Genomic DNA, 22,050 nt, shown 5'->3' with positions numbered 1-22,050 from the left:
TCCTGAGCCAGGATCAAACTCTCCATGAAGTGTTTGACTTGCTCGTTTTTGTGACCGAAGTCACGATTGACGAAGCTTGCGCTTCATTCATGTTTGTATTCCGTAGAATACGTTTTTTGCCTCATCGTTCAGTTTTCAAAGTTCGTCTGCCGCCTTAGCGACTTTAATAGATTAACAGGTTGTTTTGTTTATGTCAACCATGCTTTTTTAAAAAACTTTTCAGCCCCAACGAACCGTTTATAAAAGGCGTCTCGCTGGAACATTTATTAATATAACAACAAAATTCGACAAACACAAGCATTATTTCAAAAAAACTTTGCAAAGAGTTTAAATCCTCTTTGCAAAGTCTTTACCTTCTTAACATGGCACCTACTGTAAACGCGATATTTGCCGGGCGTTCTGCTAACCGTCTCATCAAATACGTATACCAGTCGACACCATGCGGCACGTAGATGACAACACGATAACCTTGTCGAACTAACTCTTGTTGTCGTTTCGGTCGCATGCCTTGAAGCATTTGAAATTCAAACTGTGATCGATCAATCTGTTTCATTTGAGTAAAGTCAATGATTTGTCGAATGATCTGTTCATCGTGTGTCGCGATTTGCGTGTAGTTCCCATTTAGCAAATTCACTTTTACTAATTGAAGGTATGTCTCATCTACTGTCTTCTTTGGTTGAATATAAGTTTCATCGTCTCCGTCATATGCCCCTTTGACGACACGCACTGTTGCCTGAAGATACTCTAAATCAAATCGACTTCGATAGACGTTTGCCTGTAGCGCAATCCCGACGTTCGGATAATGTTCATGTACACGCTCGAATACTCGGACGATCGACTCGATCATCACCGCCTCTTCCATATTGACTGTCACACGCATGTTTTTTTGATCTGCAACTTCCGCGATGCGACTCAACTGTTGATAGGCGATATCCGGATCAATTCTTAATCCGATCGATGTCAGCTTTAAAGATACTTGCGCGTCTAGATCATATGCTTTGATCTGTCCGATGACTTTGATGCATTCATCCGCGATATCTACCGCGTCCTGTTCTGTCTCGACGAACTCGCCTAAACAATCTATTGTGGCGGCTCGTCCATCTTGATTGAATTGTTTGACCGTGTCGAGTGTCTCTTCAGCGCCCTGCCCTCCGACGAATAACGTCCCACCAAGTGGTAATCCGACTTTTCTAGCTAGTTGAATCAACAGTCTGTTCTCAGCCAAGTATTCAAATACAGGTCCAGTAATCTGCTGTAACATCTGAATCACCCTCTCTCTTCTTCCTTACCCTCTCCTAACAAAAAAACGTCTTTCTTCTATATAGAAGAAAGACGCAGTTTGGATTAGTGCAACCAGATGAAGTAACCGAGGAAGCCGAGTGACAACACGTACATGATTGGGTGCACTTCTTTTGCTCGTCCTTTCGCGATCATCGTGACCGGATAGAAGAGGAAGCCGAATGCAATCCCTGTTGCGATTGAATACGTCAACGGCATCATGATGACGGTCAAGAAAGCTGGAACAGCGTACTCAAATTTTTTCCAATCAATCTGAAGCAGTGAAGCTGCCATCAACACACCGACGATGATCAATGCGGGTGCTGTGACCGGTGCTGTAATGATTGCGAGCAATGGTGAGAAGAATAAAGCGAGACCAAAGAATAACGCTGTGACGATTGCCGTCATTCCTGAACGACCGCCCGCTGCGACCCCTGCACTTGACTCGATGTAGGAAACCGTCGTCGACGTTCCGAGAATCGAACCCGCTACGGTTGCTGTTGAGTCAGCGATTAATGCGCGACCTGCACGTGGTACTTTATTTTCTTTGATCAGACCGGCTTGGTTTGCTACTGCAACCAGTGTACCTGCTGTATCGAAGAAATCAACGAAGAAGAAAGTTAGGATGACGATCATCATTTGAACCGTGAAGATTTCATCAAAGTGAAGGAATGCCTGTCCAAACGTCGGTGCGATGCTCGGTGGTGCTGAAATGACTTCACCAAGACTTGTTGGAACTGGAATCAAACCGAAAATCATTCCGGCAACTGCCGTTAGGATCATTCCGAAGAAGATTGCCCCTTTAACACCACGCGTCATTAGGACCGCAGATACGACAAGACCAAATACCGCGAGAAGCGTTGTTCCTTTACTTAAATCACCGAGCGAGACGAGCGTCGCTTCATTCGCGACGACTAAGCCACCTGTCTTTAAACCGATGAATGCGATGAATAAACCGATCCCTGCTGCAACTGCCATTTTCAATGGTTCTGGAATCGCATTGATGATCATCTCGCGAATACCTGAAGCCGTTAATACCATGAACACAAGACCTGAGACGAGAACACCTGAAAGTGCGGTTTGCCATGGAATGCCCATTCCGATGACGACGCTGTAGGCGAAGAAAGCATTTAGTCCCATTCCTGGTGCAAGCGCGATTGGATAGTTCGCGAGTAATCCCATCGTGACGGAACCGATGATTGCGACAAGTGCTGTAGCACCGAAGACCGCTCCTGCATCCATGCCTGCTTCGGCTAATGTATTCGGGTTAACGAATAAGATGTACGCCATGGCGAAGAATGTCGTCATGCCGGCGATGAACTCTGTACGCATGTTCGTACCAAGCCCATTGAAATCAAAGAAACGCGCAATCGCATTTTCTTTTGCTTTCGGTTGGTGTGGCTGTTTCAATTGTGTGCTCATGATTGCCTTCCTTCCAAATAAGCCGTCTCCTTGAAAACAAAAAACGGCCCTTACCTAAGCGGTAAAAGCCGTTTCAATAAGCGCACGATGCTGCGTGTGCGCCGTAGTAGGAACCTTTACGGTGTTCCTGTAGAGACTTCCGGGCCCTATCCCCAGAATTATACGGCATTATTTATGTTTTTTTAGTGGTATGAAAAATAAGAACAGACACATCGTAGCATGCTCAAATTCACGGGTCAACCATAAAAACGAAATTTAACCACTTATTTTATCCGAACGTTCGGTTTTGTAAGCGTTATTTTTGAGTTATCTTTAATTTGCAGTAAAAAGACGTAATGAATGAGGCATCCATTATTCTTTTTAATTTCCTTAAAAAAGGAGATAGCTGATCGCTATCTCCCCTCTTAGTTTGATCTATTACAGTCGTTTACGATCGTCACGTTCTACGTCCGTTCTGGTATCCGTACCTTCATCAATATCTGCTTCCTCGCGTCGTACCGTTTCAGATACAGTTTCTGTATCTCGCACTTTACGTTTTCCAACAACAATTTCTTCAGAGACTACATCTTCTTTTGATACTACTACCTTTTCTTCTGAAAGCGGTACGTGGATGGAGTCGTTCTCATCTACAAAAGCATCTGTTCCCGACGCATTATGATCCACTTTACGCCGTTCCACATAAACTTCTTCCCGCTCTACCGGCACCTCGATCGATTGTTGATCTTCGACTACGTGTTTACTGACGTTTACTTCCCCTGTTTGCACTCTTTCTTTATCTACATTTAACCGCTCTTCATGCAGGCGAAGGCGTTCTTCTTCTGTATCACTGTTCATTTCAGTAACGCCAGTCCGATCTATATCAGACTGATCGACGCCTGAAGTATCGTCATATTCTCGGCTTCGATCTGCACCTAGAGTGTTATCGTAGCCTGGGTCTCGATTTATACCGGAAAGAGAACCATTATCAGAAAGATGGTCGTTGTGATTCCGATTTGCTTCGACTCCCGTGCGATCATATTGATTATCGTTTACTCCAGAAGTTTGGTTGTAGCTTTGATTATGCTTTTCGTAAGAATCGCCATAGTCGCTGTCTACATATAAAACCAACTTGCCGCTTTCTACCTGACGACGGTATTCTTCTGATTCATCATGCGATAAGCCCATTCCCCGGAATGCTTCCGTAGAAGAGTCGTCGGAAAAGGCAGCCATGAATTTCCCCATAAATCCTTGGTGCTCTTGTTCACCGGCAGTATCTACATTGACGTTTGTCTGATTCTCTACCATAGAGAAGGAATGTTTATCTTGAGCCACGACATACATATCTCTTTCGTCATATCCCTGCGCTTTTAATTCGTTTACTTTACTCAGTACTTCCGCTTGGGTATTAAATACTTGGATAAATGTACCTTCTTTTCTCGTCATGATCTCTTCCTCCTTTTTAATAAATGCCACAAAAAATAATAATTAGCTCTTGAAAATCAATCTTATATGCCAACAGTTTGGATTTCCCCTACTTTTTTTCTGATTAAACCTGATTTTTTTGTACATCTTTTTTAGTTACGGGTGTCTTTTTAAAATGTATTGGTCCTGTTTACTAGAGCATGCTCATTATTAAAATTCGTCCTGTTTAAAACGTTTAAGTCATGCTACGCAACAAGAAAAGACCCTTACCTAAGAAGTAAAAGCCGTTTCAATAAACGTACGATGTTGTATGTGCGCCATAATAGCAATCATTACGGTGTTCCTGTAAAGTCTCTCAAACCTTGTACCCGGAATTATACGATAATATTTTTATTGATATGAAAAACAAAGACAGCCACATCATAGCATGGTCAAATTTATGATTGAACCATAAAAACGAAACTTAACTACTTACTTTATCTGAAGGTTCGGAATTAAAAACTTTTTTGATGACTATTCGTTACTATTTCAAATCAAGTCTAATGTTAAATACCGTACTTTTAAAGTAATCGGATAATAATCCCTCTCCTTTAAAACGATTCTCTAATACGTTTTGTATCTGTTGTAATTCGTTTTCACGTGTTCCGTAAGTATTTGAGAATGACCTGAGATAAGAATAAGCATAAATCGGTTCATCTGGACATAATTCATGAGCACGTCGTAACATGGATGTCCCTTTTTCTTCCCACTCGTTGTACTCTCCAAAATAATAAGGAGTCATCGAAATCATATAACCAAAACACCATAGAAAATCCTCATAGTTCATAAAATGACGTAAACCATCATGTGTAACTTCCTTTAGTAAAGATTCTAATTCCTTAATATCTATGTCGTTCTCTGTAATTCCTAATGGTCCATGTTCAAAGGTGACGTACCAACAAAAAAAGCCCAGTCGAATGACTGTTTTGAGATCATCAGGATGTTGTCTCCAAGATTTTAAAAGATATACTTTGGCTTCATTCCATTTCTCTTGTTTTTCTAGTCGATCGACTTCAGTCCATGTCCAATCTATCATGAGAGTGCGCCTCCTGTTTCTTTTAATGATGTATTCAAGAGTTGAAGAAACAGCTCCATACTATTGGTCACAAAAAAACTCACTCTCATTCATAAATCATCCGAATAAAAGAGAGTTTCATTTTAAAATCGAATTTTGAGATTAATTAACACAGCATTAGATAGTAAAACATAAGTAAAGTAAGTAGAAAAAAGACTAAAAGTAGTGAATCCCTTTTATTAAACTAGATAGTTACTCCTTTAATTAAGTGAGCAAAATCCGTCACAATTAGAAAGGAATTAAATGAATTTTAATTTATCTACAGGTAAAAATCCTTTCGTCTTCTTAAAATCCATGTTATGAACAAAGTTCATCATTGAATCTGAGCAGTCGAGTGCTTCAAAATTAAGAGCATTGAGTGTTCCTCTAATAAATTTTACAGAAAGAATTGTAATTATTGATTCCTTACCTGTAGTTGTATCAAGTCGTTCATCCACGGCATGCACAACTATAGTTTCGAAAGGTAAAACAGCGAACATATCTCTAGCAATACGAATTGCACAACTGCAAACATAGTCTTGATAAATATCATAATACTTTGATTTAGTCATGTCTTTCATAGAAAGCTTACCAGTTTTAGTTAAAGATTTAACTTGTATTGGTACTACATTTTTCGAATGGACGTTAAATTCCACCTCTAGTACCTCTGGGTCATCAATGAAGAATTCAAAACCACTACCAAATTCTAAAAGATTTTCCAAAGGTGAAAGTTCTTCAATAACATTAAGATAGGTTTCAACATCTTTATCTAATACTCTCTTAGCAATGTCTATAGTTCTTTGTAGCTCTTGAAATTCTTTGTGGTCTTCTTCTTTAGCAGCTTTTAACTCTTCACGTAGTTTTTGTTCAGCTTTATTACTAGATTTCATAATTTTTTGCAATAGACTAGGTTTAAAAGAATCTAGCTTATGCTGTGCTTCTATTTCATATCTACCCATTTGATTATTGTGATGCGGATGTTTAGAACGACTTATATCTAACCAGTCGAAAGTATCATCACATTCTTTATGAATTGAATGTATTAATTCGATTTTATTTTCATACATTTCTACCTCATATTTTGCTCTCTGTATTTCCTCTTGTTTTGCAATTTCTTTCTGTTGACGAATTAATTGCTGTCTATTATTCATCGCAGCACTTTTATACCTTCTTCCAGAGCTTGATGTACTGGTATAAGAAATACCTGTTCCAGGAATACTTGCAGTTGTTCTACGCTGTCCTCTTGAATTTACAGAATACCTTAACCCTTTAATGCCTCCACTGATTCCAATACTCTTATTCGAAACATTAACTCTTACACCAGGTGCAATCTTGAAACTCTTTCTAAATCCTAATCCCAATTCGACCCTCTCCTCACTATATTAAATATACATGTATTAATTATTAATGTAAATTTTATCCATTATCTATTTATTAAGTACTTTCCCTTTTCTACTTTTCCACGTTTAACTCATGCTGCATAAAATCTTCAAGCCTTACTAAACGCCAGATACATATCTCGATATACTTTGCTCTCCGTCCTTAAACTTTTTTATTCAGTTTAAAGTTGTCTAACAGTTTCATAAATTTGACTACAAAAAAAGCCCCTCCCATTCACAAATCATGTGAATGGGAGGGAGCTTCATTTTGAAATCGAATTGTTGAAGGTGAAACAGACTTCATTTCACCTATCCCCTTTAACACATTGGTAGGACAGGTTTCATGAGACGAATTTTCTCAGCAAGTCTAGTTCTTACTCCCACTCAATCGTTGAAGGTGGTTTCGACGTCACATCGTACAGGACGCGGTTAACGTTCTGGACTTCGTTGACGATTCGAACCGAGATCTTCTCAAGCACGTCCCATGGGATACGTGCCCAGTCTGAAGTCATCCCGTCAATTGACGTAACAGCGCGGATTCCGACAGCATAGTCGTATGTCCGCTCATCGCCCATGACACCAACCGAACGGATTGGAGGAAGGACTGTGAAGTACTGCCAGATTTCGCGCTCGAGTCCTGCTTTTTTAATCTCATCCCGAAGAATGAAATCAGATTCACGGACGATTTCGAGTTTTTCATCTGTGATTTCACCAAGGACACGAATTCCGAGACCTGGTCCTGGGAACGGCTGACGCCATACGATTTCATCTGACAGACCGAGTTCTTTCCCAAGTTCACGGACTTCATCCTTGAACAAGGTGTTGATCGGTTCGATCAATTCAAACTGCATGTCTTCCGGCAATCCACCGACGTTGTGGTGTGATTTGATCGTTTGTGCCGTATCCGTACCACTCTCGATGATATCCGTGTAGAGCGTGCCTTGGGCAAGGAAGTCCATATCCGTCAGTTTTGAAGCTTCTTCATCAAAGACGTAGACGAATTCGTTGCCGATGATTTTACGTTTCTGCTCTGGATCTGAGATACCACGGAGTTTATCGAGGAAACGGTCCTGGGCATCAATCTTGATGACGTTCATGTGGAAGTGATCCGCGAATGTCTTCATGACGCTTTCCGCTTCACCTTTGCGCAGTAAACCATGATCAACGAACATACATGTCAATTGATCACCGATTGCTTTGTGAATCAAGGCTGCGACGACAGACGAGTCGACACCACCAGAAAGTGCACAGAGGACTTTTTTATCGCCGACTTGTTCCTGAATCTTCGCTACTTCGATTTCGATGAAGTTCTCCATCGACCAGTCGCCCATACATTTACAGACTTCAAAAAGGAAGTTCTTGAGCAATTCTTTCCCGAAGACCGTATGGTTGACTTCCGGGTGATACTGTACACCGTACATTTTCAATTCTTCATTCTTGATCGAAGCGATCGGACATGACACGTTCGTTCCATCGACGACGAAACCGTTTGGTACAGATGTGACGAGGTCACTGTGGCTCATCCAGACCGTTTGTTCAAGCGGTAGGTTCGCATACATCGGTGACGGGTCTTGTAACGTCAATGTGGCTTTTCCATATTCACGATGTCCCGCACGTTCTACCGTTCCGCCGAAATGTTGTGACATGAGCTGCATGCCGTAACAGATCCCGAAGATTGGAATACCGAGGTCGAAGATTCCTGGGTCACACCGGTACGCATCCTCCGCGTAGACGCTACGTGGGCCACCCGAGAAGATGATACCAGCAGGTGCGATTTCTTTTACTTCAGCTGCAGTGATTTTATGCGAATGCAATTCACTGTAGACACCAAGGTCCCGAATACGACGTGTGATCAATTGATTGTACTGTCCTCCAAAATCGAGGACGAGAATCATTTCCTGGTCCAAATGTGCTTCCAAATCTGTTCCCGCCTTTCTGATTTCATGCGTACCCTATGAAAAAAGCCCACTCTTCGCCCATGGATAAAATGGAAAAAGAGCAGGCCGCTTCACAAAAAAATGTATACGAAGGGTCTGCTCCTTCATAGTCAGGTCGTTTAAGGTGACCCGGTAGAGACTCTCGCGCCATATTCGCGAGTATATACAAAGGAGATTGCATGTGTGTGATTTACGTTGTTCCCATTGTAACTGTATCGTTTCGTAAATATCAACCCTCTACATGACGAATGATATTTTCGAAATATTCACGTTTTTTCTCAGCTGACAGTGATTCTCCACCATAGACCATCCGTTCGTAAGCATCCGTCAACGGTCGCATTGCGTACGTTTCGTAATATCCATCGACTTCGTGAGCGAGTTCCGCAAGCGTCCGTCCATCTTTGTAATGGAACCCTTTTTTATCAAGACGTCGTAAGAGATACCGGTACATCCGGCGGAATCCTTCCGGTCGCTCAATTTGTCTCCGGAAGAAGAGAATCGTGAGTGTTCGAATGATTGGTTTTCGGAACAAGTAAAGGAACAAGAGAGCGAGTGCCGTCAGGAAAATCGGCCAGAATGGAATCGATTTCTGCTCCGTCTGTCCGGCGCTAGTCGTCTGTTCTTCATCGAGAAGATTTTCTTGAGGACGATTTGGCGTCGTTGTCTCCGTGTTATCTTCTGTCTCACGTTGCGGATTTGCTTGTTCCGTCTCGTTATCTGTTTCCCGATCAATCGTGTATTGTCCTGCTCCATCGAAGCTGACTGTCGGCTCAAGCGGTACCCAGCCTGGTCCTTCGATATACACTTCGACCCACGAGTGCGCATTTTTATTCCGCACTGTATAGCTCGTCACGGCAGCTCCGATGACGTCGGATTCGCCTCCCGTGAACCCTTTTACCCAGCGTGCGGGTAATCCAGCTGCCCGTAATAACACAGCAGCCGACGTCGAGAAGTTGTCACAGTATCCGAGTTTGGTCTCGAACAAGAATTGATCGACGTAATCTTGATTTTCTCCTGGTACGGCTACTTCCTCCGTATTGTATTCAAAGTTCTCTTCTTCGAAATAATTTTCAATCGCCCGTGCCTTGTCCCACGGTGTCTCCTCACCTTCAACGATTTGTTCCGCTAAATCACGGACACGTTGTGGTAAGCCATCCGGCAGTTGGAGATACCGCTCTGTTTCATTCTCCGATAAATTGACAGGTTCATCTGTCTGAAGTTGTTCTTCGGTAAAGAGTGGATATGAATAGACAATTTGGTAATTACGTTGACGATCCGCCTCGTCCAGATACGATATTTTTTGATTTTCTGGATCAACTAATACATTTTGTCGTTGTTGATCAACCGAGACCCGGACGTTATCTCCGTTATATGGCACGAACGGTAATTCACGTGCCATCTCAAACGTCGCTGTTTCCTCACGTGTCTTGACTTCTCTCCCAAAGTGCGAGAAGAAACCACGTCCATCGATTTCCGGGTTCGATTCCGACAGCACCCAGCCTTTGCCGGTATAAATATCTTTCGTCTCGACTCGCCAGTATCGATTTCCTTCACTTTCGACTTGGAAAACTTCCCGGTCGTCCATTTGGAATGGCCCTCCGAGTTGCTCGTCATTGTTACCGTAACCGACCTTTTGAATCGCATTTGTCGGCTCCCCTTCCCCTTCAAGACCAGACGTCAAATCGTACCAACTGTCTTGCCATGTCGCATTGATGACAGGACTTTGGACAGCAGCGACGATGACGGCTCCCATGATGAATAAGGCGCTTAGCGGACGAACATAAGAAGCGCGCGGTCGTTCATTGACTTCCGTCGCATAGAGCAATAACAAGGATAAGATGATCGGATATAGAATGAATGTCTCTCCCGAGTAATCTGTCCATGTATCACAATACGCGATGAACCCGATGACTCCGAAAGCAAGTCCGAAGACAAACCCACGATTCGGGAATGTCCGGCGCGCGAGATACGCGATCAAAAAACTAATCAATCCGATCGAGAGCGCGAAAGCGGGTCGTCCTGGTAATTCACCATTGATGACGCTCTGAATATCTGAACTGATTTCCGTAAAGATGCCCCATGGTGCTACTCCCGGTGTCAAAATCAGATAGAACGACAGGAGTAATCCACCGAGACTTCCTAGTAAAAAGTAACGTCGCGATAGATGCGACAACAGCAACGGCAGAAACAGCATCGGTAAGAATGACCAGAGATGTTCGAACGTCGTCAGTTCAAGAAGTGGTGGCATGAAACAAGTCAGAACGGCTGCCGCGATGGCGTTCCAGATTAATCGTCGCATCATCGCACTCCCCTCCGTTCTGGTGTATAGACATGAACGGTTGCTTCTTGATTAATCTTAGAAATCCATAATTCATTGTTCGATTCAAGATCCGGCGTAATGAAGAGAACGTTTCCGCTCAGTCGAAGTGCTTTTGACGAGTACTCCCATGATTCGATGAACGTCCGCGTCCGACTTGGTTGCGCCGTCATCAGATAATGCGTGAGCTTCGCCCCTTCAAGCGGTAACGATAACGATTGAACAGCATGTCCAACGAGGTGAATCCGATAGCTCAGGCGTCGCTTGTTCAGCTGATCCGTCGCTTCTGCCAGCATCGAGATGACGCGTTCAAAGGCTTCACCCGCTTCCGTTCCTTCATCGAAGACGATTGTCGTCTCCCGTTCCTGCTCTCGCTCAAACGTCTTCGTCATCAAGCCTTGACGTTTCGCCGTCGCTTTCCAGTCGATCTGATTCATCCGGTCACCACTAACATATTCTCGGACACCGACGACGGTAAAAGATGACTGGCGAAGATCGAGCGATACAGGTGAGATTCCCCCATCTCCGCGGTCCTCCTCGTGCGGAAGTTGCACGGCAAGGCGCGCGGGTTCAATCGCAAGATACGTCTCGACCGGAAACATCCGCTTGCGCTTGAACAGCCCGAACGGATCCGTGATTTCGACGATACAGCCTGGAATCTGGTAGACTCCCCGGCGAATCGATGGGATCGTATAATCGATGTGCTCTGTCTTCCGGTAATGGGCACGGAGTGGACGGGTGATATCGAGTTTTTCTTCGCTAAGCTCATTCGGAATCGCCTCTGTCACTTCGACGGCTCCGACAAGAAACGGGAAACGTCGACGAACCCGTAAAGAGACAGGGATATCGGTTCCGGCAACGAGCATCTTGTTCGATACTTCGCGTGTCGCAAGTGCCTGCGTAACGGGCCAAACGAGGAAGAGCGTCCAGTAGACGGTCAGACCAGCCATGACGTAAAACAGCAAGGAAGCGACATTTCCGCCATCGACGCGCGCATATGTCCATAAAGCAGCCGTCGTCAAAATGAGTACAGCGTAACGCCAACCAATTTGCCACTTCGTCATAGGGACTCCACGTCTTGTTGGATTGGTACAGCAACCTCTTTTTTGATTTGTTCTAAAATCCGTTCCGACGATTGACCGTGATAGCGGGCGTCTGCTGTCAAAATCAAGCGGTGTGACAGGACAGGAATCAAGAGATGTTTGACATCATCCGGTAAAACGAAACTGCGTCCTTCCATGTACGCCCACGCTTGCGCGACCTTCATCAAGGCGATCGAAGAACGAGGACTCGCGCCGAGGTAGAGTGACCCATTCGTCCGTGTCGCTTGGACGAGATGGACGATATACTTTTTGACGGGCTGTGAGACATGGACATTCTTGACTTCTTCTTTCATCTGGAGCAATTGCTCGCGACCAATCACCGCTTCGAGTGTCTCGATCGGTTCATCCCGTTCAAAACGCGTGAGCAACTTCATTTCTTGGTGGAAATCAGGATAACCCATTTTGACTTTGACGAGGAAACGGTCAAGTTGTGCTTCTGGTAACGGATACGTTCCTTCATGTTCAATCGGGTTTTGTGTCGCCATGACGAAAAAGGGATTCGGAAGCGTATGGATCTCACCATCGACGGTGACGTTCGCTTCCGCCATTCCCTCGAGTAAGGCAGATTGAGTTTTTGGTGACGTTCGGTTGATCTCATCGGCTAAGACGATGTTCCCCATTAGAGGACCCGGTCTATATTCGAATTGGCTTGTTTTCTGATTATACATCGATACACCCGTCAAATCTGACGGAAGTAGGTCTGGCGTGAACTGAACACGTTTGAAGGTCAACCCGATCGATCGGCTGAACGCACGGACGAGCATCGTCTTCCCGACTCCCGGTACGTCTTCTAATAGGACGTGACCGCCCGCTAGTAGTGCTGCCAATGATTGTGTGATGACATCTTCCTTACCGATGATGACTTTCTCTACGTTGTCGATAATCGCTTGAATCTCCTTAGTGTATGTTCGCATTGTCAGGCCCCTTGCTCTCGTAGTAGTTGAATTTTCTGACTTTTTATATCATCTCATATTCCGCTACGCTTTTAAAGAAATACGAGCAGTTTCTAGCACATGAAAAAGGGGGAACGCCGTAGCGTTTCCCCCTTATTTGTTTCAGGAACGAACACATGCCGTGATCCGTTCTTGAACCGTGCAGTTGCACGTAAAACACGAATACATCCGTGTCAATGGACAACGTTCGTCAAGTCCGGTGATCCTCTTCTTTCAGAAGCGACATGCGATCGTTCCCTCTACATTGGTAATCATTCATGTGCATCACCATCCTTTCATATATTGAATATTACCGAATATGTTATAAACGAAACGTCGAATTTTAATTATTTTTTACGATATCGCGCATAGGTCGTCGCGAGTGCAGCCGCAAGGACGAGCCCTTTGATGATATTCAACGAATAGTATGGAACAGACAACATGACGAGACCATTTTCAAGAATCCCGACGAGACAAGCCCCAACGAGTGTGCCGAGTGCATTGGGTTTCCCTTGTCCTGCGAACGACGAGCCGATGAATGCCGCTGCGACTGCCGGCATCAAGTAACCCGAACCAGCATTGATTTGCGATGAGCCGACTTGTGACGCAAGCAAAATTCCACCGATTGCCGCAAGTAATCCAGCAATCAGATACGCGAGTGCCCGGTAGCGGTTGACACGAATTCCTGTGAGCCGTGCGGCTTCCGGATTCCCACCGATGATATAGAGAAAACGACCGTGTCGCGTATGACTTAAGAAGACGTGTGTCACAGCGACGACGACGAGCATGATGACGATGATCCAAGGCGCCTGACTGATTTTCGCGAATGCCTCCGGAATCGTGCCAACTGTTGGTGTACCGTCCAGGCGCGGCATTCCGGCACTGATTGAACCACCACCGGTATACGTCATCGCGACACCTTCGACGATGAACATCGTCGCTAACGTCGCAAACAAATCCGGAATCTTAAACCAGACGATAAGTAAGATGTTCACCAGAGCAACGCTAAGAGATAAGAGAAGTGCTAAACCAATCGAGACACCGAGCGGCAGACTGTACCAGACGAAAAATGAAACGACGAAAGAACTCGCAAGCGTCGCGGTCGACCCGACCGATAAATCAAATCCATTGACCGTCAAAGAAACGGTCAAGCCGATCGCGATGATCGTCACGATTGAGATACTGCGTAAAATATTGATCAAATTCGTTCCTTGTAGGAATGTCGGAGCCGTCGTCGCAAAAAACAGGACGAGGGCAAGGATCGCGAGGACGATCCCCCAGTCGTTCAAGAATCCGAGGACGGGACGTAAACCCTTCCCTCGGTTCGTTTGTTTTGATACTACCTCATTCATCGTTGCCCTCCTCCTGTCGCATACCACAACAAGGTTTCTTCTGATGTATCCGCCGTCTTCGTTTCATGGACGATCCGTCCATCGAACATGACGTAGATTCGGTCCGTGACGGTCAAAAGTTCATCCCATTCACTCGTCGCGTAAAGGATCCCTTTTTGTTGTTGCGCGAGTCCGTCAATCAGACGATAGATGTCTTGTTTGGCTCCGACGTCGACACCTTTTGTCGGTTCGTCCAAGACGAGTACAGAAACATCGGTCAGTAACCATTTTCCGATGGCGACTTTTTGTTGATTCCCACCGGATAGTTGACCTACTTCCTGTTTCACGTCTGCCACTTTGATACCGAGCTCCTTGACCCATTTCGATGCCTGATTTGCTTCTTTGCGACGATCCATCAGCCCCCAGCGGTTGACGAAATCATGAGCTGCCGCTGCTGTCAGGTTTTCTGCGACAGAATCGGCAACAAGAATTCCTTCTTTTCGCCGTTCTTCAGGAACGAGACCGATGCCCGCTTGAATCGCAGCTTGTGGATCGCGAAGGCGATGGGCTTTTCCACCTATACGAACCTCCCCTTCCTGAAACGGGCGATCACCGAACAATGCTTTGCATAATTCCGTTTTACCGGCACCGACAAGCCCCGCGATACCAACGACTTCACCTGCTTGAACCGTCAAGGAAATATCGTGGACGTCCGCATTCGTGGCACTCTCGACCGTCAGTACGTTCGTCGCGTTTACCCGTGACGTTTTCGCAACAGACGTAAGCTGACGCCCGAGCATTTGCTCAACGACAGCTTCCTTCGTGATGTCTGTCAAAAGATGTCGCGAGATGAGTTGACCGTCGCGCATGACCGAGATGGAGTCGCAAATCTCATATAGTTCCTGTAAACGATGCGAGATGAAGATGATCCCAAGCCCTCGTTCGGCTAAACGACGCACGACTGAAAAGAGATGGCTTGTTTCCGCCTGACTGAGCGGTGCCGTTGGTTCATCCAAAATCAAAAAACGGCGTTCTTGGACGAGGGCGCGGGCAATCAATACGAGTTGCTTTTCAGCAAGCCGCAACTCCTCGACGCGTGTCTTGACGGAAATATCCGCCTGTAATGTCGCTAACGCTTCCTTGGCACGCTGTATGTAACGGCGCTGGGATACGAAGCCAGTCATCGTTCCGTCCGTCAACAGATCGAGACAGATATTCTCAGCGACCGTCAAATACGGGACAAGCGCCACATCGACCTCTTGTTGGACGAGGTCGATCCCAATCTGTTTCGCATCACGCGGTGACGTGATGGACAACTCCTTCCCGTCGAGACGGATCGTTCCTTCGTCCGCCGTTTCCGCTCCGGATAAGACTTTCATCAATGTCGACTTACCGGCACCATTCGCACCGACAAGCGCGTGGATTTCACCGGATTTCACTTCAAACGAGACTTGTTTTAAGGCTTGCACTCCTGGAAACGCCAATGAAATCCCAGTCATCTTCAAGTGATGATTGGTAGACGTCATTGTTTTTTATGGACGTCACGCAACCGGTCCATCCACGGCTCATTGAATTTATCCGACGTACTCCAACCTTTGATGATCGTATCGAGATTGTACATCGTCGTATCCTGCTTCAACGCCTTCTGCTCCACGAGTTTTGCGTCGAGATCAAAGCTATCCGGCGTCTTCTCGCCGGCAATTTTCTTAGCCAGTAATCGCATGTCCGTTTGTCCAATCAAGAATGGATCTACCGCACTCGTCGAGACCCAGTTACTGCCCTTTTCACGCATCAAGTTGATGTCCTGATTCGAGACATCGATCGAGATCAACGGAATTTCTTGACGTTTATTATCCTTAAGCGATTTGTATGCCCCTTTTGCGACTTCGTCCCATGCTCCCCAAACCGCATCAATGCTTCCTTTCGGGTATTTCGCGAGAATCGCATTCATCTTCGTTGCGATATCCCCTTGGACGTCTTGGAAGTTTGTCGGTCCAACCGTCTCAAGCGTTTTGATTTTGCCATCTGCTTCGTACGTCTTATAGATTTCCTGACGACGATCGAGTGGGGCAAAACCTGGTCCGAACCACAGTTTGATGACACGGACCGGCTTTTTGTCCGTCACCTTCGTCACTTCATCGAGCGATAGCTTCGCGAGTTGATGATCGTTTTGGAACGTTTCCGTCACACCTTTTAGCGCCGTTCCTTTTTTCTTCGTGACCGTATCGAACGTCACGACCTTCAGTCCTTTATCGACCGCCGGTTTGATCATGTCATAGGCGTAGTCTTCCTTGCCGTGCGAGATGATGAGCCCATCATAATCTTGCTGAATCGCTTGCGCGACAAGCTCCTTGAACTTGACGTCGTTCCCTTCTGAAATGAACGTGCTGACTTTAAAGCCGAGTGCTTCCCCTTCACTTCGTGCGCCATCAAGGAATTGTTTCGTATGGTCGTCCGATGCCAGGTTGCGGATGACGGCGATCTTGACGTCCGATTGAACCCCTTTTGGTACATCCTTGACGACCTTCGTCGTCGTCGCTTCTCCATTCGCACAAGCCGCTAGTAACAGTGCCGGTGCTAGGACGGCGTAAGCTAATTTTTTCATGACATATCTCCTTATCCGAGGGGTTGAAGCCCTGTTAATTGTTCAATCGTTTCTTCATTTGGTTGCGTGATGACACCGAGTTCCGTGATGATGCCCGTGATTAATGTGTGTGGTGTGACATCAAACGCTGGGTTGAAGACAGCGACTCCCGCTGGTGCTGTCGCGACACCTTGGATTGCCGTCACTTCCTGCGGAGCACGCTCTTCGATTTCAATCGTTTCACCGGAAACGAGCGAGAAGTCGAACGTCGAGAGTGGTGCCGCGACGTAAAACGGAATATCGAAGGCTTGCGCGAGCAATGCCAATTGGAATGTTCCGATTTTATTCGCTGTATCCCCATTTCGTGTAATCCGGTCAGCACCGACGATGATCGCGTCGATTTGTTTTTCTTTCAACGTATGAGCGACCATGTTGTCCGTGATCAATGTGACATCGATGCCGGCACGTTGCAGCTCCCATGTTGTCAGCCGTGCCCCCTGCAGTAACGGTCGCGTCTCACTCGCAAAAACGGATAATTCAATGCCACGTTCTTTTGCGATATAGAACGGCGCAAGTGCCGTTCCGTAAGCAGCAGTCGCAATCGATCCAGCATTACAAATCGTTAGGATCCGTTCGCCTGACTGGAACAACTCCAACGCATGAATCCCGATTTGACGTGACGTCTGCGCATCCTGGTCATATAAGGCGACTGTTCGTTTTTCCAACCGTTCACGGATCTCTTCTACCGACGTTCCGTCTTGAATGATTGGATTCAATTGATCGAGGACATTTCGTAAGTTGACGGCCGTCGGTCGTGTCGCGAGTAACGTCGCTGATGTCTCAAGCAAAGCTTGCTTATAGATCGACAGTTCTGCTTCAAACCGGTACGCTTCCTGAACGAGTACGAATCCACCGAATAGGCTGATCGCAGGTGCGCCCCGGACACGCAATTGTTTGATTGCCTCAACTGCTTGCGCAAGATCAGTAATGACTTCATAGTGTTCTTCCTGCGGTAGACGTGTCTGATCAAGAATCGTCAAGACACGGTCTTCGTAACGGATACTTTGAACAAATGCACTCATCGGCTTAACTCCTCCGTTACGTCAAAGTTTCGTAAATCATCAAATGTCCGGCATTCTGTCCGACGTTTGATTAACGCTGCTCCTAGACGGAGGGCGTGACGTTTTCGCTCTAAGCGTTCCGTCGTTGAATCGATTGATTCTAAATCAGCGACTGGTGCGAGACCGATCGTCCGCCGAATCAATTCGCAACCGGCAAAGCCAAGGGCATCCTGTAAAATCGTACTCAGTACATCATCAACAAGTCCCGATGCCTGGAATGGTTCGACGGCTTCCCGTTCCCATAAGGCACGGAACGTTGAAGCAAACGTCAGCCAGAACGTATCGATGTCCTTGATTCTTGCGTCACGTCGTGTAGGGTAATCTGGATATGCCGCGAAGAAAAGATGGGCGATGAATTGCCCGACATCGAATCCGAATGGACCATAGAAGGCGAATTCTGGATCGATGACTTTCGTTTCCGTCGCCGAAGCGAAGATGCTTCCTGTATGTAGATCGCCGTGTAGCAACGCATCCCCTTTCGTGATGAAGAGTGCTTCGAGTTTTGCGACTTCGCGTTTTAACTCATCGTCTGCCCAAAGACGTGCCACTTCTTCCTCCAGTCCGGCTTCAATCTCGTTCGTCTCCGCGTCATGAAACGGATCTGTGAAGATCAGTTTTTCTGTGATATCGCACAAATCTGGATTGTAGTACGTTCGAGCAACACGTTTCTTTTCAACCGGACCAAGCGCAAAGTCCGATGTATGGAATAAAGTCCGAGCGAGATAAGAACCGATATGTTCCGCAAGCAACGGATACTGTTCACCCGCGAGCAGTCCAGTCCGAACGATCGTCAGATGTGAAAGATCTTCCATGACCGTATACGCCTCTTCGTGACTAGCATGAAAAACACGTGGTACGAACGGCACGGCATGCCGGGCGAATTCACGGAGTGCGGATTGCTCAATCCACGCCCGCTCGAGCGATAATGGCCAGCTCTCACCGACGACTTTTGCGTACGGGAGTGCTTGTTTTAGAATCAATCGATGTTCACCTTCTCGAATTCGGAAGACGAGGTTAAGATTCCCATCGCCAATCTCTTCTGCTTCGACGGCTCCGTCGCCGATCAGTCCTAATGAGCGGACCCGTTCAATCGCGTCCTGTTCTGTGAATGCTTTGTATGTCATCTCAGTTTCCCCCTAATGTAATACACGAAAAAGCGCCTCTTTTCGTCATCGAAAAGAGGCGCAGGAAAGTCACTGCGTCCTCTTATCTCTCAGACGAAACGTCTGTTGGATGTAGCACCGTGCCTAGTGGTCGGTTGCTGCGGCGTCATCGGGCCAATTCCCTCTGCCAACTCGCGATAAGAGTCGTATGTAGTTGTCGTGTGTGATATTGATTTGAATCTTACGCAATCGACTTCCTCGCTGTCAAATCGAAATCAAGCAGAAATCGATATCGTTTTCATGCCATATATAGAAAGAGTATTTTCAAAAAAATAAATTTTCTAAAAATAATTTGACAAGTGACGATTCTCATGTAAAAATTGCAATTAGATTTCACAATTTCATCCAATTCTTATCAAGAGCAGACGGAGGGACAAGCCCTACGATGTCGCAGCAACCGACCTTTTGGCACGGTGCTAATTCTTGCAGCTACTAAGCTGACAGATAAGAGTCCACGTTCGAATTATTCATGGTCTCTTGTCACTGACGAGAGACCATTTTTTTGTTGAAGGAGGAAAGACATGGCTTATATCACTGCTACTTATCAATTGACTGCCCGTGATCGACTCGAGCAACGCGCTGAACAACTCGCGCTTGGTCTGACAGTCGGTTCTTGGACGGAACTGAATCATCTCGAACAACAACAACTCGCCTCGTTCAAAGGGGAAGTCGTACATACCGAAGAGCGCGATGGCAAAGGATATATCACGATTCGTTATCCGGAACATAACGTGTCGCGCGACTTTTCTGCGATTCTGACGACCGTCTTCGGGAAACTCTCACTCGACGGTGAAATCAAACTAACGGAATTGCTATTACCCGATACATTTACGTCGGACTTTCCAGGTGCGAAATTCGGGATCGAAGGGGTCCGCTCCTTGATCGGTGTCGAAGATCGCCCATTATTAATGAGCATCTTCAAAGGAGTCATCGGACGGGATTTATCGTTCCTTCGTGATCAACTCGAAGGACAACTCGCTGGTGGGATTGACCTCGTCAAAGACGATGAGATCCTATACGACAATCCGTTGACACCGACGATTGACCGGGCACGAATCGGACGTGAGGTCATCGATGCTCACTTCCACCGGACCGGTAAACGTGCGTTATATGCGATCACACTCAGTGGTCCCGTCTTTACGCTCAAGGATCAAGCCAAGCGATTGATTGATGCTGGAGCGACCGCATTCTTGCTGAATACCTTCACATACGGACTCGACGTCTTACGCGAACTGGCGAGTGATCCGGAAATCAACGTTCCGATCTTCAATCATCCAGCATATAGCGGTGCGTTGATCGCTAGCCCGAATCACGGAGTCGCAGCTCCTGTCTTACTCGGCACATTACCGCGTGCTGCTGGAGCAGACTTGACGCTATTCCCGTCTCCTTACGGCAATGTCGCTTTGCCAAAGGATGTCGCTCGTGGCATCGCGGTCGAAGCGACCCGTCTCGGTCAGACGAAATCGATCTTCCCGGTTCCTTCAGCTGGTATTCATCCTGGACTCGTCGCTCAACTCGTACGGGACTTCGGTATCGATTCCGTCATCAACGCCGGCGGCGGCGTACATGGTCATCCGCAAGGTGCTGCGGCTGGTGTCATTGCTTTCCGTCAGGCACTCGATGCGGCACTCGCAAATGAATCCCTATCGGCGGCAGCATCGCGTCATGAAGAATTACGGATCGCCCTCGACGCTTGGGGGATCAAGTCATGACCGTACGGATTCTTTGTGACTTCGACGGTACGGTGACGACGCAGGATAACATCATCGCACTCATGCAGGCATTTGCGCCAGCGAGTGACTTCGAACCGTTGAAACGCGGCGTACTCGACCGGACGCTATCGATTCAGAGTGGCGTCGGGCAAATGTTCGCACTTCTGTCATCTGATGGGAAAACGTCTTATCTTGACTTTTTATTGGAGCGCGCCGTTATTCGCGACGGATTTTCGGAGTTACTTCAGTACAGTCGTCGTCAAGGAATCGATTTTTCGATCGTCAGCGGTGGAATGGACTTTTTCGTCGAACCAATCTTAGCGCCATTCCTTGAACAAGAACAGATTTACTGTAACGTCGCCGATTTCAGTGGTCCATTCGTCCATATCGATTGGCCAAACGCCTGCGATGCCCATTGCACGAACGGGTGCGGCTGTTGTAAAACATCCGTTGCCCGGACATTGCGTAAAGACGGTGACATCATCATCGTCATCGGCGACTCGGTGACGGACTTCGAACTCGCGAAACAAGCAGATCGTGTCTATGCCCGTGATTATCTGATCACGTTGTGTGAAGAAAACGATATCGCCTATACACCGTTTGAGACGTTCCACGATATCGTTCATGATTTAACACGAACGGAGGTGACAACATGACATTCATGCGACGGTATGAAGAGCTACGCGCCATCAAACAAGAGCTTGCGGCGCGCGATTGGTTCCCTGGTACGAGTGGCAATCTCGCCATTCGGACGTCCGGTGTTCCGGTTGAATTCCTTGTGACGGCAAGCGGAAAAGATAAACGGCAGACGACTCCTGACGACTTCGTTCATGTCGATGCGACCGGTCAATTAATCGGTGAGCAATCCGGGCGTCCTTCCGCTGAGACATTGCTCCATGTCGAGGTGTTCAATCGAACGGACGCTGGTTGTTCCCTGCATGTCCATACGATTGCGAACAATGTGATTTCGGAACTCTATGGCGATCAAGGCAGTATCACCTTTTCCGGACAGGAAATCATCAAGGCACTCGGTAAGTGGGAAGAAGATGCAACGGTCACGGTGCCGATCATTCCAAATCATGCGGACATCCCGACACTTGCCGCTGCTTTTGCACCGCATGTCACAGCAGACAGTGGTGCCGTCCTGATCCGCAATCACGGGATCACAGTCTGGGCACCGACCGCCTTTGAAGCAAAGAAACACCTCGAAGCCTTCGAGTTTTTATTCAATTACACGTTGACGTTGCAATCATGCCGTCAATCCATTCATTAAAAGG

General features: G+C 46.6%; 17 protein-coding genes and 4 riboswitches. Of the genes, 3 read left to right on the top strand and 14 right to left on the bottom strand.

Going from position 1 to position 22,050, the window contains the following annotated elements; all coding sequences use genetic code 11:
* Window positions 1-349: 349 nt before the first annotated feature.
* From KNQ15_RS09470 to mtnK, 14 genes are all read right to left on the bottom strand, one after another.
* Window positions 350-1,261: a proline dehydrogenase family protein gene (locus KNQ15_RS09470; RefSeq protein ID WP_214729024.1), complete on the bottom strand. Its 912-nt coding sequence runs from the start codon at window positions 1,259-1,261 to the stop codon at window positions 350-352.
* An 83-nt stretch (window positions 1,262-1,344) separates the two neighbouring features.
* On the bottom strand, window positions 1,345-2,649 hold the full coding sequence (locus tag KNQ15_RS09465) for an NCS2 family permease (protein WP_029340736.1): 1,305 nt from the start codon (window positions 2,647-2,649) through the stop codon (window positions 1,345-1,347).
* A gap of 135 nt (window positions 2,650-2,784) precedes the next feature.
* Window positions 2,785-2,886: riboswitch (purine riboswitch) on the bottom strand.
* A gap of 231 nt (window positions 2,887-3,117) precedes the next feature.
* The gene (locus KNQ15_RS09460) at window positions 3,118-4,122 is read right to left on the bottom strand and encodes a DUF2382 domain-containing protein (RefSeq protein ID WP_214729018.1); all 1,005 of its coding nucleotides are present in this window, start codon (window positions 4,120-4,122) and stop codon (window positions 3,118-3,120) included.
* A 502-nt stretch (window positions 4,123-4,624) separates the two neighbouring features.
* Window positions 4,625-5,176 carry a hypothetical protein gene (locus KNQ15_RS09455; protein WP_029340734.1) on the bottom strand — a complete coding sequence of 184 codons (552 nt, stop codon included), beginning with the start codon at window positions 5,174-5,176 and terminating at the stop codon, window positions 4,625-4,627.
* A 278-nt stretch (window positions 5,177-5,454) separates the two neighbouring features.
* Window positions 5,455-6,555 (bottom strand): DUF4236 domain-containing protein, encoded by a 1,101-nt coding sequence (locus KNQ15_RS09450; RefSeq protein ID WP_214729016.1) that lies wholly within the window; start codon window positions 6,553-6,555, stop codon window positions 5,455-5,457.
* Between the two features lie 392 nt (window positions 6,556-6,947).
* Window positions 6,948-8,468, bottom strand: a complete 1,521-nt coding sequence (gene guaA, locus KNQ15_RS09445; protein ID WP_214729022.1) for a glutamine-hydrolyzing GMP synthase — start codon at window positions 8,466-8,468, stop codon at window positions 6,948-6,950.
* A 129-nt stretch (window positions 8,469-8,597) separates the two neighbouring features.
* Window positions 8,598-8,699: riboswitch (purine riboswitch) on the bottom strand.
* Between the two features lie 40 nt (window positions 8,700-8,739).
* Entirely contained in the window at window positions 8,740-10,812 is a 2,073-nt protein-coding gene (locus KNQ15_RS09440) for a transglutaminase TgpA family protein (protein WP_214729014.1), read from the bottom strand.
* A complete protein-coding gene (locus KNQ15_RS09435) occupies window positions 10,809-11,891 on the bottom strand; it encodes a DUF58 domain-containing protein (RefSeq protein WP_214729012.1) in 1,083 nt (360 codons plus the stop codon). The genes KNQ15_RS09440 and KNQ15_RS09435 overlap by 4 nt, the downstream gene beginning before the upstream one ends.
* Window positions 11,888-12,844, bottom strand: coding sequence for an AAA family ATPase (locus KNQ15_RS09430; RefSeq protein WP_023467045.1), 957 nt, complete (start codon window positions 12,842-12,844; stop codon window positions 11,888-11,890). The genes KNQ15_RS09435 and KNQ15_RS09430 overlap by 4 nt, the downstream gene beginning before the upstream one ends.
* Window positions 12,845-13,209: 365 nt before the next feature.
* Window positions 13,210-14,214 (bottom strand): ABC transporter permease, encoded by a 1,005-nt coding sequence (locus tag KNQ15_RS09425; RefSeq protein ID WP_047391476.1) that lies wholly within the window; start codon window positions 14,212-14,214, stop codon window positions 13,210-13,212.
* A complete protein-coding gene (locus KNQ15_RS09420) occupies window positions 14,211-15,719 on the bottom strand; it encodes a sugar ABC transporter ATP-binding protein (RefSeq protein ID WP_029340728.1) in 1,509 nt (502 codons plus the stop codon). Before KNQ15_RS09420 ends, KNQ15_RS09425 begins: the two co-directional genes overlap by 4 nt.
* On the bottom strand, window positions 15,716-16,798 hold the full coding sequence (locus tag KNQ15_RS09415) for a sugar ABC transporter substrate-binding protein (RefSeq protein WP_029340727.1): 1,083 nt from the start codon (window positions 16,796-16,798) through the stop codon (window positions 15,716-15,718). The genes KNQ15_RS09420 and KNQ15_RS09415 overlap by 4 nt, the downstream gene beginning before the upstream one ends.
* 11 nt (window positions 16,799-16,809) lie before the next feature.
* A complete protein-coding gene (gene mtnA / locus KNQ15_RS09410) occupies window positions 16,810-17,859 on the bottom strand; it encodes an S-methyl-5-thioribose-1-phosphate isomerase (protein ID WP_214729010.1) in 1,050 nt (349 codons plus the stop codon).
* On the bottom strand, window positions 17,856-19,022 hold the full coding sequence (gene mtnK / locus KNQ15_RS09405) for an S-methyl-5-thioribose kinase (protein WP_029340725.1): 1,167 nt from the start codon (window positions 19,020-19,022) through the stop codon (window positions 17,856-17,858). The genes mtnA and mtnK overlap by 4 nt, the downstream gene beginning before the upstream one ends.
* Before the next feature lie 79 nt (window positions 19,023-19,101).
* Window positions 19,102-19,205, bottom strand: a riboswitch (SAM riboswitch).
* A gap of 205 nt (window positions 19,206-19,410) precedes the next feature.
* Window positions 19,411-19,512, top strand: a riboswitch (SAM riboswitch).
* A 70-nt stretch (window positions 19,513-19,582) separates the two neighbouring features.
* Between mtnK and KNQ15_RS09400 the strand changes: the two genes are divergently transcribed.
* The 3 genes from KNQ15_RS09400 to KNQ15_RS09390 are packed head-to-tail and all read left to right on the top strand — an operon-like array spanning window position 19,583 to window position 22,046.
* Entirely contained in the window at window positions 19,583-20,773 is a 1,191-nt protein-coding gene (locus KNQ15_RS09400) for a 2,3-diketo-5-methylthiopentyl-1-phosphate enolase (RefSeq protein WP_029340724.1), read from the top strand.
* Window positions 20,770-21,429 (top strand): 2-hydroxy-3-keto-5-methylthiopentenyl-1-phosphate phosphatase, encoded by a 660-nt coding sequence (locus KNQ15_RS09395; RefSeq protein ID WP_069940273.1) that lies wholly within the window; start codon window positions 20,770-20,772, stop codon window positions 21,427-21,429. Before KNQ15_RS09400 ends, KNQ15_RS09395 begins: the two co-directional genes overlap by 4 nt.
* Entirely contained in the window at window positions 21,426-22,046 is a 621-nt protein-coding gene (locus KNQ15_RS09390; protein WP_069940272.1) for a methylthioribulose 1-phosphate dehydratase, read from the top strand. The genes KNQ15_RS09395 and KNQ15_RS09390 overlap by 4 nt, the downstream gene beginning before the upstream one ends.
* Window positions 22,047-22,050: the final 4 nt, after the last annotated feature.

This window comes from Exiguobacterium sp. s168 (assembly GCF_018619035.1).
Lineage (GTDB): Bacteria > Bacillota > Bacilli > Exiguobacteriales > Exiguobacteriaceae > Exiguobacterium_A > Exiguobacterium_A acetylicum.
The sequence above is the reverse complement of the archived record's forward strand: the minus strand, read 5'-3'. Positions and strand labels throughout refer to the sequence as shown.